We start from the raw sequence: 15,757 nt of genomic DNA, 5'->3' as shown, positions 1-15,757 counted from the left end.
ATAAACGCCAACAAAAGAATAAAGAGGAGATACATGCTCAAGCACAAGCCCCTGGTCCGGCAGGTCGTCCTGCTGTGTACCCTTGGTATCGCCCTGATGGTGGTCGTCCTGGTTGCCACCGTTGCCGCCCTGTCGCGCCAGAGCGCGCTGAAGAAGGCCGAAGAGTCCCTCGCCCAGCAGGCGGACATGACCGTTGCGATGCTGGCCTACGCGCAGGATGCACTGAAGGCGCGGGCCGCCGATGCTGTCGTGCAGTTCGCCGGCAGCGTGGCCGGCACGCCGCGGCTGACCGGCCGCGAGATCCAGATGGGAAGCGAAACCCTGCCCGAACTGGCCATCGGCACTACCGTCGTCAGCGCCAACGCGGCGCTGCTGCAGGACTATGCCCGGCGCTACGACGACCGCGAGCCGTCCTTTTTGGTACGCAAGGGCGATGGCTTCTACCGCGCGGTGACGCTGCTGAAGGGCAAGGACGGCAACTACCGGCACGGCGAGAAGGTCGGCGATACCGGCGCCTATCCGTCCATCCTGCTCAGCGGCAAGCCCTATCTGGGGTCCATCGAGCGCAACGGCAAGATGTTCGTGCTGGCCGCCAACCCCCTCAAGGACGCAGCAGGCAACGTGATCGGTGCGGTGACGATGCGTGTCGACGCGGAGAGCAACGTCAAGCTGATCAAGGAGAAGCTGGCGCAGATCCGCGTCGGCAAGACCGGCTACCCCTACATCGTGTCGGTGCCGTCCGGCGACGCGAAGGACGTGCGCTTCATCTATCACCCGAAGTTCGAGGGCAAGTCCCTGGCCGACCTGGATCCGCGCACCCAGGGCATCATCAAGAGCCTGGTGGAGAAGCGCAATGGCACGCTGGTCTACAAGTGGGGCGAGCCGGAGGCCGACAAGATGGTGGTCATCCGCGAACTGCCCGATCTGCACTGGATGGTGGCCAGCGGTTCGTGGGTGGATGAGTTCGTCGAGGACGCCAACGGGCTGCGCAACGACATCGCGCTGCTGGCGGTGGCCTGCGGCACCTTGCTGATCCTGGCGCTGGGCTATTTCCTGCGCCTGCGCCTCAAGCCCTTGTCGCACCTGGCCGAGCTGGTGTCCCGCTTCGGCGACGGCGACCTGACCGTGCGGGCGGACGTGGATGCCCGCAGCCGCAGCGAGATCGACCTGATCGGCAGCAGCATCAACACCGCAGCAGAGTCCATGCGCGCGCTGAGTGGCAGCATCCGCCAGACCAGCGATCACCTGCAGCGCACCGCGCAGAACATGTCGACGGCATCCGAGACCCTGGGCGACGCGACCCGCCGGCAGAGCGATTCCGCCAGCGCGATGGCCAGCACCACCGAGCAGCTGACGGTCAGTGTGGAGCAGGTGGCCGGCAATGCGTCCCACGCGCTGGAGCTGACGCAGGAAACCTCACGGGCGGTACAGGACGGCGTCGGCTCGGTGCAGAGCAGCATCGAGCAGCTCAATGAAACCGCGCGCACCGTGCAGGCTGCGGCGACCCAGGTCGAGCAGCTCGGCCAGCAGTCGGCGGAGATCCACCGGGTGCTCAATGCGATCCGCGACATCTCCGAGCAGACCAATCTGCTGGCCCTCAATGCGGCCATTGAAGCAGCGCGGGCTGGCGAGCAGGGGCGCGGCTTCGCAGTGGTGGCCGACGAGGTGCGCAAGCTGGCCGAGCAGTCCGGCCAGTCCGCGTCGCTGATCGACTCCATCCTCAACAGCATTCAGGACGGGGTAGCCTCGGTCGCCAATTCGGCCCGCAAGGCGGTGGAGCAGGTGGATCGCAACGTGGTGGCCTCGCGCCAGGTTGGCGAGGCGCTGCAGTCCATCCATGAGCGCGCCGAGCGCACTTCCCAGGCGGTGGCCGACATCGCCCGCGCCACGCGGGAGCAGACCCAGGCCAGCCAGACGATCTCCGGCGGCATCGATTCGGTGGCCCGCTCGGTGGCCGAAACCAGCCAGTCGGCAGCGTCCAATCGCAGCGAAGCGGCCGAGCTGCTGCGGGTCGCCCGTGATCTGGACAGCGAGGTCGGGCGCCTGCGCGTGTGACCCGAGCTCAGTCCATCACCAGCGGGCTGACCAGCATCCACATGGCGCTGAGCAGCAGCAGGCCAGAGAAGGCACGATGCATGGTCTTCTCCGGCAGGCGGTGGGCGAAGGCTACCCCGGCCGATACGGTGAACAGCCCGCTGGCGGCCATCGGCAGGCCCATCGTCCAATTGACCCGATGGGCGCCGGCATAGACCAGCAGTGCAATCAGCGAGCTGGGTGTGACCAGTGCCAGCGCAAAGGCCTGGGCGACGGTCTGGCGCAGGCCGAACAGGCTGGTCAGCAGCGGCGTGGCGACCAGTCCGCCGCCGATGCCGAGCAGGCCCATGCTGCCGCCGCCGAGCAGGCCGACCAGCGGTACGTGGCGTTCGTCTACCCGCGGTGCAGGGGACGCGTTGCGGGAGCGGCCGGGGACGATGCGTTTGAGTGCCATGGCCAGCAGGAACAGCGAGAACAGTATCTTCAGCGTAGCCGGGTCCAGCGCGTTGGCGAAATGGGCGGTGCCCCAGGTGGTGAGCATGGCGATCACGCCGATCGCCAGCGCGCGCCGGAAGGGCACCGGGTGGCGCTGGCTGTAGCGCCACCAGCCGACCATCAGGTTGGGCACCATCATCACCAGCGCCGTGCCCTGGGCCAACGGTTGCTCCATGCCGTAGCCGATGACGAACAGCGGGATCGCAATGATGCCGCCGCCGATGCCGAACATGCCGCCGAAGAAGCCGAGGGCGGCGCCGAGGATCAGGGCCGGGAGAAATGCGAGGAAGTCGGGGATGGGCATGATGGTCACGCAGGTGAAAATCCGGAACCCATCATAAGCAGCGGTGGCAGAGATACAATGCTCTCAGGTTAATTTGATCCGTACCTGAATCGCACGAATGCAGGATTCATCCGATCTGGCCTTCTTTGCCGTCGTCGCCCGCCAGGACAGCCTGGCTGCTGCTGCGGCCGAACTGGGCGTCACCCCGCCGGCGGTGAGCCGTCGACTGGCGGCGCTGGAGGCGCGCTTGGGCGTGCGCTTGCTGAACCGAACCACGCGGCGCCAGAGCCTGACACCGGAAGGGGAGCGCTACCTCGACGAGGGCGCGCGCATCCTGCGGGACATCGAAACCCTTGAGCGCGGCCTGTCGGCAAGCCGCGAGCAGCCTCGTGGCCTGTTGCGCGTGAACGCCACGCTGGGTTTCGGGCGCTGCCACCTGGCGCCGGCCATCGCCGATTTCGCGTTGCGCTACCCGGAGGTGGAGGTGATCCTGCAACTCACCGACCGGCCGCTTGACCTGACTGCGACCGCCACCGATGTCGGCGTCCGCTTCGGCCCGCCGCCGGATACCCGCGTACTGGCCCGCCGGATCGCCGCCAACCGGCGTCTGCTGTGCGCGTCGCCGGCCTATCTGGCGGCGAGTGGCGAGCCTGCCGACCCGCAGGATCTGGTCCGTCACCGCTGCATCGTGATCCGCGAGAACACCCGCGCCTACAACAGTTGGGAACTGGCCGATGGCGAAAAGCACGTTACCGTGAAGGTGCGCGGCGGCCTCAGCAGCAACCACGGCGAAGTGGCGGTCGGCTGGGCGCTGGCCGGCCACGGCATCGTGCTGCGTTCGGAATGGGATGTGGCGCCGCATCTGCGCAGCGGCGAACTGCGGCGGGTGCTGGCGCCGTGGGTCGGGGCGGTGGCGGACATCCACGCCGTCTATCCCCAGCGCCACCTGCTCAGCGCCAAGGTGAAGGTCTTCATCGATTTCCTGGCCGAGCGTTTCGCCGCCTACCGGACGGAGGCCGATGGCACGGCGTCCTGGTAGGCGTGGTTCAGGCGACCAGCAGCGTTGGCGGGATGTCCTGCAGCGTGCGGCAGCCGCACAGGGCCATGGCGATTTCCAGCTCGTCACGCAGCAGGCGGATCACATGGGCGACACCGAGGGCGCCGGCATTGGCCAGGCCGAAGATGTAGGGCCGGCCGACCAGCACCGCGCTGGCGCCGAGGGCCATCGCCTTCAGCACGTCGGTGCCGCGGCGGATGCCGCCGTCCACCAGCACCGGCAGGCTGTCGCCGACCGCATGCACGATGGATGGCAGTGCGGTGGCGGTGGGCAGGCTGGTGTCGAGGGTGCGCCCGCCGTGGTTGGAGACGATCAGGCCGCCGACCTGCAGACGGGCGGCTTCGCGGGCGTCTTCCGGGTCGAGGATGCCTTTCAGAATGATTGGCAGGTGGGTCTGGGCCTGCAGCCAGGCCACGTCGTCCCAGCCCGGTGCGTCGAGCAGTAGATCGTCGAAGAGGCCGCTGGCGCCGGGGGCGAGGGGGCGGGCGAGGCGGGGCGGCAGGCTGTCCAGATTCACCGCCCGGACGCCCGGCGGCAGGCGGAAGCCGGCGCGGCGCTCGCGGTCGCGGGCGCCGTGGCAGGGCGCGTCGACGGTCAGTACCAGGGCTTCGTAGCCGGCGGCTTCGGCGCGGCGTAGCAGTTCCAGGTTGAAGCCCTTGTCGTGTTGCAGGTAGAGCTGGAACCACAGAGGGCCGCGCTCCGGGTCGTCGCGCACCGCGTCGGCGATCTGTTCCAGCGGCAGGCTGGCCTGGGTGCTGAGGACCAGCCCGGCCTGCTGGGCGGCGGCGGCACAGGCCGTGGCGAGTTCGCCGTCCGGATGGGCCATGCGCTGGTAGGCCACCGGGGCGAGCAGGATGGGGTGGGCCAGTTCGCGGCCGAGCAGGGACACGCGGGTATGTCCACCGGCCAGTGGGCGCAGCACGCGGGGGCGCAGGTGGAGGACGTTCCAGGCTTCCCGGTTGTCGGTGAGGCTCAGTTCGTCGGCAGCGCCACCGGCGAAGTAGGCCCAGGCGCTGGCGTCGAGCACGCTGCGGGCATGGGCTTCGTGGTCGCCCAGGCTGACCACGCCGGGCGGCAGGGTGTCGATGCGGGGTGCGTTCACGTGTCGGTCCACATGCGCAGGAGGTTGTGATAGGTGCCAGTGATGGCCACCGCTTCGTCGCATTCTCCGTGTTTTTCGCGCAGGCGCATCAGCGCCATGTCCAGGTCGAACAGCAGGCGGCGTTGTTCGTCGCTGCGAACCATGCTCTCGATCCAGAAGAAGCAGGCGATGCGATGCCCGCGGGTGACCGGCGTGACCTGGTGGATGCTGGTGCCGGGGTAGAGCACCGCGTGGCCGGCCGGCAGCTTGACGCCGCGGCTGCCGTAGGTGTCCTGCACCTGCAGTTCGCCGCCGTCGTACTCGTCCGGATCGGACAGGAACACCGTGCACGAGACGTCGGTGCGCACCCGCTGGCCGTCGGCGGTGAAGCGCACGGCGTTGTCCACGTGAGCGCCATAGAACGGGGTGTCGCCGCCGTAGCGGTTGATCCGTGGGGTGAAGATCTTCTTCGGCAGCGCGGCGGTCAGGAACAGCGGATGGCGCTCGACGCGGCTCTGGATCAGGCTGCGGATCGCCTGGGCGGCGGTGCAGTCGTGGGGCAGTTGCTGGTTGTTCTTGACCTGGGCGGCCTGGGGGCCGGCGCTGTCGCGGCCGTCGGCCCACGGCGCGTCGGCCAGTAGCTGGCGGGCCTGGCGGACTTCGTCGGGGCTGAGGACGTCCGGTATCTGCAGGAGCATGGCGGGTTCCCGTAAGGAAAACGGGCGGACCCGAAGTCCGCCCGTGGGTTCGACCTAGAACTTGAAGGTCGAGGTCAGCATGTAGAGCCGGCCCGCCCCGGGCACGTAGAACGACGTGTAGAGGGAGTCGGCGTACAGCTTGTTGGTGATGTTGGTGACGTTGGCCTTGACGATGAACTTGTCCGGGATCACCGCGTATTCCGCCATCAGGTCAGCCGTCGCATAGCCTTCCGAATACCAGCCGGGGTTGCGGTTGGGCGTCATCTTGCTGCGGAAGTTGATGCCGCCACCGGCGCGGAAGTTCTCGGTGAACTGGTAGGTGGACCACAGGGAGCCGGAATGCTTGGGCACCAGCGACGGGCGCGAACCCTGGGCTTCGCCGTCCGGGGCGCCCTTGTCGATCTCGGCGTCCCAGATCCACATGTAGGAGCCCCACATTTCCCAGCGCGGCGTGATGCGGCCGGTGAAGTCGAACTCGGCGCCGGTGGAGTGGCGCTTGCCGGACAGCACGGACAGGTTGATCAGCGGGTCGGTGTTGCGCTCGTTGAGCTTGACCGAGCGGAACAGGGCGTAGCGGGTGCTGAAGCGGCGGTCGGCGGAGTCGATCTTGGCGCCGAGTTCCAGGTTCATGCTCTTCTCGGGCGGCGTGTCCTGGTTCTGCGTGCTGTACGAGTAGGTGTCGCCGGAAGTGTTGAACGAGTTGGCGTAGGACAGGTGGAAGGACTGCAGGGGGCTCGGCTGGTACAGCGCGCCGACCCGCTGGCTCCACTTGTAGATCGATTGCTGGAAGTTGGTGATCGCCTTGGTGGTCAGGTTGAACTGGTCGTAGGTGCCGGACATGGCGTCGTAACGGACGCCGCCGAGCAGTTTCCAGTGATCGGCCAGCTGGACCAGGTCCTGGGCGTAGAGGCCGCCGGACAGGCTCTCGAATTCGCTGCTCTTGGCGATGCTGCGGATGCTCTCGTCCACCGTGGCGCCATCGAAGGGCGTGCCGATGGTGGTATTGGCCTTGGCCGGCACCACGCCGCCCTGGGCCGCGTTGAGCGCGCCGTAGACGCGCTTGCGCTCCCACGCGAAATCGACGCCGGTGAGCGCCTCGTGCTTGAAGCCGAAGGCGTCGAACTTGGAGGACAGGTCGCTCTGGGCGAAGAAGTTCTCCATGCTCTGCATCTTGAGGTTGGTGCCGCGGGTCACCACGGTGCCGTCGCTCAGGGTGGCCAGGCTGGCGGCCAGGCTACCGGGCTGGAGCGCGGCGGCGGCGAAGCGCAGGGAGCTGGCCCGCTGGTCGCGCTGGAAGTCACCCTTGCGGAACTTGGTGACCAGCTCGGTATCGGCGGAGAAGCGGTGGGTGTGGATCAGCGTGGCGTAGTTGGCGGTGCCCTTGTTGTAGTCGCTGGCCAACCCGTAGTAGGTCTTGGGGTCGAGCGGCAGCATGCCGGTGGACGATACCGGCGAGGTGGCGGTCGGGCGGACCCACGGCAGGCCGTAGTTGATGCCGTTCTTGTTGTCGAGGTGGTAGTAGCCGACCTCGATTTCGTCGGTGGTGCCGATGCCCCAGCGGTAGTCGGCGGCGAAGCCCTGCTTGTCGATGCTGGCGCCGGCGCCGTTGTTGTCGGCGATGGTGCGCATCGCGTTGAAGCGGAAGGCCTCGTTGTCGCCGGTGCGTACGTTGAGGTCGGCGACGGCGCGGCGGTAGTTGTGGCTGCCGAGGGTCACGTCGACCTGGTTCTCGCCGTACAGCTGGGCCTGCTTGTTGACCTGGTTGACCGCGCCGCCGGTGGAGCCGCGCCCGAACAGCATGGAGGCTGAGCCGCGCAGCACTTCGAGGCGGTCCAGGTTGAAGGTATCGCGGTCGTAGAAAGCCGGGTCGCGCATGCCGTCGATGAACAGGTCGCCGGTGGTGTTGATCGGGAAGCCGCGCATGCGGATGTCTTCCTCGCCGCCCTCGGCCGCCAGGAAGGTGATGCCGGCGGTGGCCTTGAGGGCTTCCTTGACGGTGTCGATCTTGCGGTCGTCGATGAGCTTCTCGGTGACGACGGTGATCGATTGGGGAATGTCGCGCAGCTGTTGCTGGCCCTTGCCGATGCGGGTGGTGGTGGTGCGCAGGCTGTCCTTGCCTTGCTCGGCTTCGGCGGCGGCCTTGACCACCACCGGCTTGAGGGTCTTGACGTCGTCCTCGGCGGCGGGCGCCTGGGCCCAGCCGTTCATCGAGGCGGCGAACATCATCGCGCCGAGGGGCAGGATGGCCCGCTCGGCGTTGCTTGCGCTGGGCTGCTCCGGCGCGGCTTTGCGGTGGGGAGGATGAAAATTCTGATGACGGGTTTTCGTGCGTGCCAATTTGGCCTCCTGGGATGAATGTCGTCGGTGGGACGGTGGAATTCAGGACCTGAGGCTGGCTGGCTTGGCTAGCGCATGGCTGGCTTGCCCATAGGATCTGCTTACAACTTTAACGTAAATGAGAGTTGTTCGCAATTATGTGCAAGCCCATCGACAGCTTGCTGACGGATTGCCGTAGGGCCGGACTCAGCCCGGCAGGCCGGACAGCGCTGTCATTCCATGGCGGGCACGGGCTTTGGCGCACTGCCCGTCGCCGGCTTGGACTTCCCGGCAGGGCTCCGGGCGCTGCTCGTAGACGGTGCATCCCACCTGTTGTCCAACGCTCCCAGCCAGCGCGATGCAGTGGGGGCGGGCGTCATTGGTGCCGGCCATGCAGCTGAACCACGGATTGACCTGTTCGGTCAGCTCGGCCGGCAAGCCGCGGGCTTCGGCCTCGGACCAGTAGAAGGACACGCGGAAGCTGGCGCAACAGGCGCCGCAGTCGAGGCAGGGATTGGCGTCGGAGCTGCTCATCGGACGTCGTCGGTGGACCGGTGGAAACTAGAGGTGATCAGGCTTTCGTAAGGCGCGATTCTGGCATGTCCGGCAGACCTTGTGGACCGCCTCCGGGGCAGTCGGCAGATGGCTTCGCAGACTCCTGCTGGACGGACAGGAGATAGCGCGCGAGCATGCCGTCACCATCGAAACGGCTGTCGAGGGCGACGACGCCACGGATACGGTCGAGACGGAAGCTGCGGAACTCCCCGCGCAGTTCGCACCAGGCGCCGAGGGTCCAGGTTTCGCCCCAGAACACCAGGCCGAGCGGCTGGATGAGCCGCTCGCTGTCCGCGCCGTCGGCCCGCGTGTAGGCGATGCGGACCTTGCGCTGGGTGGCGATGGCCTCGCGCAGCTTTGCCATCGGCGCGCGCATCGCATCGGGAACGTGGAAGCCGGGCACGAGCAGTGCATCGCGGGCTGGATCGTCGCGCAGTTTTTTTGGCAACACCGCCTCGATGCGCAGCAGCGCGCGTTCCGCCGCGCGGCCGAGTTCAGGGTCGGCCCAGCTGCGCACCATGCGGCTGCCAAGGGCCAGGGCGGCGAGTTCGGCGGCATCGAACATCAGCGGCGGCAGGCGGTAGCCCGCACGCATCAGGTAGCCGACGCCGGCTTCGCCGCTGATCGGCACGCCGGAGCGGGACAGGTCGGCGATGTCCCGGTAGACGGTGCGCTCGGACACCTGCAGGGCCTCGGCCAGCTCGCGGGCGGTGACGGCCCGTCCGCGGTCGAGGAGGAGAACGATCTGGAACAGGCGGTCGGCGCGGCGCATGCAGGGACTCCGGAGAAAGACGACCCCAGCCCACCTTGCACGCAGCCCGGGAGGCGCGTCGGTCCGTGGCCGGGGGCTGCTGACATAAGGCTGGCAGGATAACGCGCTGGCCGGCCGATTGTGCCCGGGCTACTGACGGAAGGCTGTCAGGAGCAGGCGGCCAGAATGGCGGCTCCAATCAATCCGCATGAAGGAGCACAACATGGTCAAGACCTTGATCAACTGGTTCGAAATCCCCGTCGCCGACCTGGAGCGGGCGGTCCGTTTTTATGAGGCGACCTTTGCGGTCAGCCTGCGCCGCGAGGCGATGCACGGCATGCAGATGGCCGTCTTCCCGTACGTCGAGCCGGCGACCGGTGGGGCCTTGCTGGCCGCGCCGCAGGCCCGGCCCGGCGAGCAGGGCATCCTGATCTACCTGGACGGGGGCGACGACCTTGCTGTGCCGCTCGCCCGCGCGGTGGAGGCCGGCGGGCAGGTGCTGCTGCCGAAGACCGAGATCAGCCCGGAGATCGGCTACATCGCGATGTTTGCCGACAGCGAGGGCAACCGCATCGGGCTGCACTCGCCGGGTGCCGCAATTCAGGGGTGATCGTGCTCCCCGTGCTCGTCGTCGTCCATGTCCAGCGCCCACAGCTGGTGGGCGTCGAGGAGCAGGCGGTAGCGGGCTTCGCTGGCGTCGAGGCGGGCCAGGCTGGCCGCGAGGCGGGCTTCGTGGGCCAGGCGGCGGGCGTTGAGGGTGTCGGAAAGACTGCCCTCGCCGAGTTGCCAGGCCCGTTCGCTGAGGTCGGCGCTGCGAACCAGCGCTTCGGCGGCAGCCTGCTGGCCGAGCCAGCCGGCGCGGGCGGCGGTGGTGCGGCGGTACAGGGCGGCGGCCTCGGCCTCGATGCGGCGCTGGATGCCGGCCTCCCGGTGGGCGCTGGCCTGGGCGCTGGCGACGGCGGCGTCGGCATCGGCACGGCGGCCTTCCCCGGGTAGCGGCAGGCTGAGGGTCAGACCGATCAGGCGCTCCTCGCCGTCCCGTTCGCGGGCCACGCGCACGCCGACGCTGGGGTCGGGGCGCCGTTCGGCCTCGGCACGGGAGGCGCCGACGCGTGCGCGCAGGCTCTCCGCCCGGGCGACGCCCAGTTCATGGTTGTGTTCGAGGATCGCGGTGACCCACTTTGCGGCATCCTGGCCAACAGCCTCCGGCGCCACTTCGGGCACGCTGTCGGGCAGTTTCAGTGCGGGATAGAGGCGGCGCAGGCTTTCGGCGGTCACCTGGGCGCGCCCTTCGGCCTGGGCCAGCTGGGCCTCGGCCTGGGCCAGCGCGGCATCGGCCTGCAGCTTTTCCAGGCGCGGGGCGTCGCCCAGCTCGACCCGGCGTTTGACCACGCCGGCCTGGCGGGCCAGCACGTCGCGCTGCTTGCGCCATTGCTCGGCACTGGACTGTTCGCGCAGCCAGTCGAACCAGCCGGACAACAGCGCCCGGCTGGCCTCGTGCAGTGCGTCGCCGCGGCCGATTTTGGCGCTGGCGATGCCGGCGGCACCGAGCTGGCGGTCCAGCTCGCCCTTGCCGGGCAGGCGCAGCGCACGTTCGAGCGCCACGTCCACTTCGTTGAAGCGTTCGGCCGGTGTCGTGCGCACGCGGCGCTGCTGGTCGGTCAGGCGCAGTGTCCATTCGTGGGGGCCGGCAGCCAGGCGCCGGCTGCGTGCCTCTTCGGCCTCCAGCATGGCGCCGGCGGCGCTGACCATCGGGCTGCTGCGCAGCACGCTGGTCACCTGGGCTTGGGGGGGTAGATCCGGTGCGTCGGCGGCAGGGCCGGCGAGGGCCGCCAACGGAAAGAGCATCATCAGCAGGGGCGAATTCACTCGCCCGCGGGCGTTGAACAGGCGTTGGGCGAATGAAGTCGTCCCCACAGGTGCCGTGGCCGCCTCGGGAGAACAATGGGTGTGCCGCTTCATGCGAGCCTCCCGCTGGCCATCACCGGCACCATCCAGAAGAACACCCGGTTGGTGCCGAAGCGTTCGCGCAGGATGTCGAGCAGGGCCTGGGCGTCGCCCAGCGGGGCGACCAGTTCGACCCGGCAGCAGGCGGCGCGGCCGCGCACGTGCTCGGCGGTGCCGGTGAAGGTGACCCGCTGGCCCTGGCCTTCGACGCGCTGGGAGGTGAAGCCCGGCGCCAGTGTCGGGTGTTCGAGCAGCGTTTCGAGCAGCGCGTCTTCCACTTCGATGGGCAGCACCAGGGTCAGCACGATATGGGACGGAGTATCGACGATCATTGACTTGCAACCTCGGGGGCGACGGGGGCGATGCCGAAACGGCGGTACAGGACGGGGAGCAGCAGCAGGGTCAGGGCGGTGGCGCTGACCAGCCCGCCGATCACCACGACGGCCAGCGGGCGTTGCACCTCGGAGCCCGGACCGGTGGCGAACAGCAGCGGCACCAGGCCGAGGGCGGCGATGTTGGCGGTCATCAGCACCGGGCGCAGGCGGCGTTTGGCGCCTTCGACAACCACTTCGCCGATGGGCATGCCGCGGGCGTGGAGCTGGTTGAAGTAGCTGACCATCACCACCCCGTTGAGCACCGCGATGCCGAGCAGCGCGATGAACCCGACCGAGGCCGGCACCGACATGTATTCGCCGGAGACGGCCAGCGCGAGCACGCCGCCGACCATCGCGAAAGGCACCATCGACAGCACCAGCAGGGCCTGGCGGACGGAGCCGAAGGTGGAGAACAGCAGCACGAAGATCAGGCCGAGGGCGATCGGCACCACCACGATCAGGCGGGCGGCGGCACGCTGCTGGTTCTCGAACTGCCCGCCCCAGGCGAGGCGGTAGCCGTTGGGCAGCGGCACCTTGGCAGCCACCGCGGCCCGGGCTTCCTCGACGAAGCCGACCAGGTCGCGGCCGCGCACGTTGGACTGGATGACCGAGTAACGCTGGGCGTTTTCCCGGTCCACCTTGACCGGGCCGTCCACCCGCTCGACCTTGGCGATGCTGGACAGCGGCAGGCTGCGACCGTCGGGCGCAGTGATGCGCAACGCCGCGAAGGCGTCCGGGTCGTTCTGCAGGTTGGCCGGGCCGCGGATCAGCAGCGGCACGCGGCGGGTGGATTCGATCACCGTGCCGGCGATGCGCCCTTCGAGCAGGCTGCGCAAGGTGTTCTGCACGTCTTCCACGTTGAGCCCGAAGCGGCCAGCGGCCAGGCGGTCCACCTGTATCTTGAGATATTGCACGCCCTCGTTGCGGATCGTGACGGTGTCCTCGGCGCCGGGCACCGCCTTGACGACGCCTTCAATCTGCGCGGCGAGGTGGTTGAGGGTATTGAGGTCAGGGCCGTAGAGCTTGATCGCCAAGTCGCCGCGCACGCCGGTGAGCATTTCCGACACGCGCATGTCGATGGGCTGGGTGAAGGTCAGTGCGATGCCGGGGAAGTTCTCCATCACCGCCCGCAGCTGGTCGGTCAGCCAGTCCTTGTCCGCCTTGCGCCATTCGTCGCGGGGCTTGAGGACGAGGAATGTGTCGGTCTGGTTGAGGCCCATCGGGTCGAGGCCCAGTTCGTCGGAGCCCGAGCGGGCCACGATGGCTTTCACCTCAGGCACTGCTTTCATCACGGCCTGCTGCACGCGCAGGTCGGTATCGATGGTCTGGGCCAGGCTGATGGAGGGCAGCTTTTCGAGCTGCATGATGATGTCGCCTTCGTCCATCGTCGGCATGAAGGTCTTGCCGAGGGTGACGAAGGCGCCGGCGGCGACCAGCAGCGAGACGCCGGCTATGGTGGCGACCAGCTTGCCGCGGGCCAGCGCGAACTGCAGCAGCGGCGCGTAGACGGCCTGCAGCTTGCGGATCAGCCAGGGCTCATGGGCTTCGCCGCGCTTCAGCAGGTAGGAGGCCAGCACCGGTACGACGGTCAGGGACAGCAGCAGCGAGGCCGACAGCGCGAACACGATGGTCGTCGCCACCGGTCCGAACAGCTTGCCTTCCAGGCCCTCCAGCGTCAGCAGCGGCAGGAACACGATGACGATGATCAGGATGCCCGAGGCGACCGGCGCGGCGACTTCCCGCGTGGCGCGGAAGACCAGATGCAGCAGCGGCTGGCGGTTGGCGGCGCCACCCTCGCCGAAATGGGTTTCGATGTTCTCGACGACCACCACGGCGGCGTCCACCAGCATGCCGATGGCGATGGCCAGACCACCGAGGCTCATCAGGTTGGCCGACAGACCGACCTGGCGCATGGCGATGAAGGTGGCCAGCGCCGCCAGCGGCAACATCAGCGCCACCACCAGCGCGGCACGCAGGTTGCCGAGGAAGGCCAGCAGCAGCACCAGCACCAGCACGATGGCCTCCATCAGCGCCTTCGACACCGTGTGTATGGCACGACCGACCAGTTCGCTGCGGTCGTAGAAAGGCACGACCTTCACGTCCGGCGGCAGTTGCGGAGTGAGTTCTTCCAGTCGCGCTTTGACGCCGTCCACCACCTTGCCGGCGTTGGCGCCGCGCAGGCCGAGGACCAGGCCTTCGACGGCCTCGCCCTCACCGCTGCGGGTGACTGCGCCGTAGCGGGTCAGCGCGCCGATGCGTACCGCGGCTACGTCGCCGACGCGGACTACGTTGCCGGCGTCGCTCTTCAGCACGATGGCGCGCACGTCGTCCAGGTTGCGGATTGCGCCTTCGGCACGCACCAGCAGGGTTTCCTCGCCTTCGCTGAGGCGGCCGGCGCCGTCGTTGCGGTTATTGGCTTCCAGGGCCGCTTGCAACTGGGCCAGCGTCAGGCCACGGGCGGCGAGGGCCGCCGGGTCGGGGGCGATCTCGAAGCTCCGGGCCTCGCCGCCGAGGCTGTTCACGTCGGCCACGCCGGGCACCGTGCGCAGGGCCGGGCGGATCGTCCAGTCGAGCAGGGTGCGCTTCTCTTCGAGGGAGATCGGCCCTTCGATGGTGAACATGAACATTTCGCCGAGGGGCGTGGTGATCGGCGCTAGGCCGCCACCGGCGCCCGGCGGCAGGTTGCCCATCACGCCGGCCAGGCGCTCGCCGACCTGCTGGCGGGCCCAGTAGATGTCGGTGCCGTCCTCGAAGTCGAGGGTCACATCGGCCAGCGCGTATTTGGACGTGGAGCGCAGGATGCGCTGGTGCGGGATGCCCAGCATCTCCTGCTCGATGGGCACGGTGATGCGGGTCTCGACCTCTTCCGGCGTCATGCCCGGGGCCTTGATGATCAGCTTGACCTGGGTCGTCGACACGTCGGGGAAGGCGTCGATGGGCAGGCCGTTCCAGGCCTGCACGCCGGCGCCGATCAGCAGCAGCGTGGCGACCAGCACCAGCAGGCGCTGGGTCAGTGAGAACTCGATGAGGCGCGACAGCATGGTCTTATTCTTTCCCGATGCCGAGCCAGTTGGCCTTCAGCGCGGCGACGCCGGCGGTCACCACCGTGGCGTCGGCCGGCAGGCCGCTGACCAGTGCCGCATCGCCGACCCGGCCGTTGATGGTGACCGCTACGGCGCGGTAGCCGGCGGTCTTGCCATCGTTGGCGACGACGAAGACCCATTGTTTGTCCTGGTGGCGCAGCACCGCGGCGGCAGGGACCTGCACACCGCCGGTGCTGCCGTCAGCGGGCAGGTCCAGGTCGACGGCGGTCACCTGGCCGGGGCGCAGGTTCTGCGCACCGCGGGTGATCAGGCCGCGCAGCAGCACGCTCTGGCTGCTTGCATCGACGGCGCGGCCGACTGCCACCAGCTCGCCGCTGGCGCCGGCAGTGGCAATGCGCAGCGGCGTACCGACGCGGGCCCGGCTGGCGACGGCGAGTGGGGCCTGGATCTCGACGGATAGAGGGTCCAGGCGGGCAATACGGTACAGCGGTGCGGACTGTTCTACGCGCTGGCCGACGCTGACCTGTTGTTCCAGCACGCTGCCGGCGATCGGCGCGACGAGGCTGAGGGTCTGCCCGCCGCTGTGCTGGGCAAGGCTCAGCTCCTGGCGGCGTTCGGCGGCCTGGGCCGCGGCCTGGGTGGCATTGGCACGGCTGGCCTGCAGGCGGGATTCGGCGATCAGGCCCTCGCGGAAGAGCTGCTCGTCCCGGTTGAGGCTCTGGCGGGTGAGGCTGGCCTGGGCATCGGCCTGGATGCGGTCGCGCTGCAGTTCGAGCGCCTGGGGGCTGGCGATGCGAGCCAGCACCTGCCCCTTTTTGACCGTCAGGCCGGGGGCGGTTTCCAGGCTTTCGACGACGCCGGCCAGCGGCGCAGCGATGACCCGGACCTGGTTGTTGGGAATGCTGACGGTGGCCGGCAGCCCGGCCGCCGCGGGGTTGCCGTTGCCGCCGGCCTTGCGCGTGGCGATGCCGAGGGCCTGGCTCTGGGCGGCGGACAGGGCGATGAAATTGGCGTCGGCAGCCTGGGCGCTGCCGTACGGAAGGCTGGACAGCAGGACGGCCAGCAGGCTGGCCGTGATCGACAGGGACAGGGGGCGGGCGGCTGAAAGCAGGGGCGACATGG

The 15,757-nt window shown here is 68.7% G+C and carries 13 protein-coding genes; 3 read left to right on the top strand and 10 right to left on the bottom strand.

The genetic code is table 11. From position 1 onward, the window contains the following. The first annotated feature begins 33 nt into the window (after positions 1–33). Positions 34–2,055 carry a methyl-accepting chemotaxis protein gene (locus tag B4920_RS17555; RefSeq protein ID WP_079435918.1) on the top strand — a complete coding sequence of 674 codons (2,022 nt, stop codon included), beginning with the start codon at positions 34–36 and terminating at the stop codon, positions 2,053–2,055. A 7-nt stretch (positions 2,056–2,062) separates the two neighbouring features. On the opposite strand, the gene B4920_RS17550 is transcribed toward B4920_RS17555, so the two are convergent. Beyond that, the gene (locus B4920_RS17550; protein WP_079435981.1) at positions 2,063–2,833 is read right to left on the bottom strand and encodes a sulfite exporter TauE/SafE family protein; all 771 of its coding nucleotides are present in this window, start codon (positions 2,831–2,833) and stop codon (positions 2,063–2,065) included. A 97-nt stretch (positions 2,834–2,930) separates the two neighbouring features. Here B4920_RS17550 and B4920_RS17545 point away from each other — a divergent pair, with 97 nt between their 5' ends. Then, positions 2,931–3,851, top strand: a complete 921-nt coding sequence (locus tag B4920_RS17545) for a LysR family transcriptional regulator (RefSeq protein WP_079435917.1) — start codon at positions 2,931–2,933, stop codon at positions 3,849–3,851. A 7-nt stretch (positions 3,852–3,858) separates the two neighbouring features. On the opposite strand, the gene B4920_RS17540 is transcribed toward B4920_RS17545, so the two are convergent. The 5 genes from B4920_RS17540 to B4920_RS17520 all read right to left on the bottom strand — a co-directional run bounded on the left by B4920_RS17540 (position 3,859) and on the right by B4920_RS17520 (position 9,291). After that, positions 3,859–4,971, bottom strand: coding sequence for an alpha-hydroxy acid oxidase (locus B4920_RS17540; RefSeq protein ID WP_254050976.1), 1,113 nt, complete (start codon positions 4,969–4,971; stop codon positions 3,859–3,861). Then, positions 4,968–5,648, bottom strand: coding sequence for a Fe2+-dependent dioxygenase (locus B4920_RS17535; RefSeq protein WP_079435915.1), 681 nt, complete (start codon positions 5,646–5,648; stop codon positions 4,968–4,970). The genes B4920_RS17540 and B4920_RS17535 overlap by 4 nt, the downstream gene beginning before the upstream one ends. A gap of 54 nt (positions 5,649–5,702) precedes the next feature. Continuing rightward, on the bottom strand, positions 5,703–7,985 hold the full coding sequence (locus B4920_RS17530) for a TonB-dependent siderophore receptor (RefSeq protein ID WP_216819931.1): 2,283 nt from the start codon (positions 7,983–7,985) through the stop codon (positions 5,703–5,705). Between the two features lie 186 nt (positions 7,986–8,171). Then, positions 8,172–8,498, bottom strand: coding sequence for a YkgJ family cysteine cluster protein (locus tag B4920_RS17525; RefSeq protein ID WP_079435914.1), 327 nt, complete (start codon positions 8,496–8,498; stop codon positions 8,172–8,174). A 37-nt stretch (positions 8,499–8,535) separates the two neighbouring features. Then, positions 8,536–9,291 (bottom strand): YafY family protein, encoded by a 756-nt coding sequence (locus B4920_RS17520; protein WP_079435913.1) that lies wholly within the window; start codon positions 9,289–9,291, stop codon positions 8,536–8,538. A gap of 187 nt (positions 9,292–9,478) precedes the next feature. Between B4920_RS17520 and B4920_RS17515 the strand changes: the two genes are divergently transcribed. Continuing rightward, positions 9,479–9,880 carry a VOC family protein gene (locus B4920_RS17515; protein ID WP_216819929.1) on the top strand — a complete coding sequence of 134 codons (402 nt, stop codon included), beginning with the start codon at positions 9,479–9,481 and terminating at the stop codon, positions 9,878–9,880. Here the strand turns inward: B4920_RS17515 and B4920_RS17510 are convergent. Genes B4920_RS17510 through B4920_RS17495 form a run of 4 tightly spaced genes read right to left on the bottom strand, consistent with a single transcriptional unit; the run spans position 9,871 to position 15,755 of the window. Continuing rightward, the gene (locus tag B4920_RS17510) at positions 9,871–11,232 is read right to left on the bottom strand and encodes a TolC family protein (protein ID WP_088179498.1); all 1,362 of its coding nucleotides are present in this window, start codon (positions 11,230–11,232) and stop codon (positions 9,871–9,873) included. The two genes, B4920_RS17515 and B4920_RS17510, sit on opposite strands and share 10 nt — an antisense overlap. Further along, positions 11,229–11,549: a DUF3240 family protein gene (locus B4920_RS17505; protein ID WP_079435911.1), complete on the bottom strand. Its 321-nt coding sequence runs from the start codon at positions 11,547–11,549 to the stop codon at positions 11,229–11,231. The genes B4920_RS17510 and B4920_RS17505 overlap by 4 nt, the downstream gene beginning before the upstream one ends. Further along, the gene (locus B4920_RS17500) at positions 11,546–14,632 is read right to left on the bottom strand and encodes an efflux RND transporter permease subunit (RefSeq protein ID WP_079435910.1); all 3,087 of its coding nucleotides are present in this window, start codon (positions 14,630–14,632) and stop codon (positions 11,546–11,548) included. The genes B4920_RS17505 and B4920_RS17500 overlap by 4 nt, the downstream gene beginning before the upstream one ends. 4 nt (positions 14,633–14,636) lie before the next feature. Beyond that, on the bottom strand, positions 14,637–15,755 hold the full coding sequence (locus tag B4920_RS17495) for an efflux RND transporter periplasmic adaptor subunit (RefSeq protein ID WP_161493326.1): 1,119 nt from the start codon (positions 15,753–15,755) through the stop codon (positions 14,637–14,639). Positions 15,756–15,757 lie beyond the last annotated feature (2 nt).

This window comes from Zoogloea sp. LCSB751 (assembly GCF_002028455.1).
GTDB lineage: Bacteria > Pseudomonadota > Gammaproteobacteria > Burkholderiales > Rhodocyclaceae > Zoogloea.
This window is presented reverse-complemented; position numbering and strand designations above follow the sequence as displayed.

Coding starts and splice junctions, on each gene's coding strand:
- B4920_RS17555 (WP_079435918.1), top strand. CDS start 34: ATGCTCAAGCACAAGCCCCTGGTCCGGCAGGTCGTCCTGCTGTGTACC.
- B4920_RS17550 (WP_079435981.1), bottom strand. CDS start 2,833: ATGCCCATCCCCGACTTCCTCGCATTTCTCCCGGCCCTGATCCTCGGC.
- B4920_RS17545 (WP_079435917.1), top strand. CDS start 2,931: ATGCAGGATTCATCCGATCTGGCCTTCTTTGCCGTCGTCGCCCGCCAG.
- B4920_RS17535 (WP_079435915.1), bottom strand. CDS start 5,648: ATGCTCCTGCAGATACCGGACGTCCTCAGCCCCGACGAAGTCCGCCAG.
- B4920_RS17525 (WP_079435914.1), bottom strand. CDS start 8,498: ATGAGCAGCTCCGACGCCAATCCCTGCCTCGACTGCGGCGCCTGTTGC.
- B4920_RS17520 (WP_079435913.1), bottom strand. CDS start 9,291: ATGCGCCGCGCCGACCGCCTGTTCCAGATCGTTCTCCTCCTCGACCGC.
- B4920_RS17515 (WP_216819929.1), top strand. CDS start 9,479: ATGAAGGAGCACAACATGGTCAAGACCTTGATCAACTGGTTCGAAATC.
- B4920_RS17510 (WP_088179498.1), bottom strand. CDS start 11,232: ATGAAGCGGCACACCCATTGTTCTCCCGAGGCGGCCACGGCACCTGTG.
- B4920_RS17505 (WP_079435911.1), bottom strand. CDS start 11,549: ATGATCGTCGATACTCCGTCCCATATCGTGCTGACCCTGGTGCTGCCC.
- B4920_RS17500 (WP_079435910.1), bottom strand. CDS start 14,632: ATGCTGTCGCGCCTCATCGAGTTCTCACTGACCCAGCGCCTGCTGGTG.
- B4920_RS17495 (WP_161493326.1), bottom strand. CDS start 15,755: ATGTCGCCCCTGCTTTCAGCCGCCCGCCCCCTGTCCCTGTCGATCACG.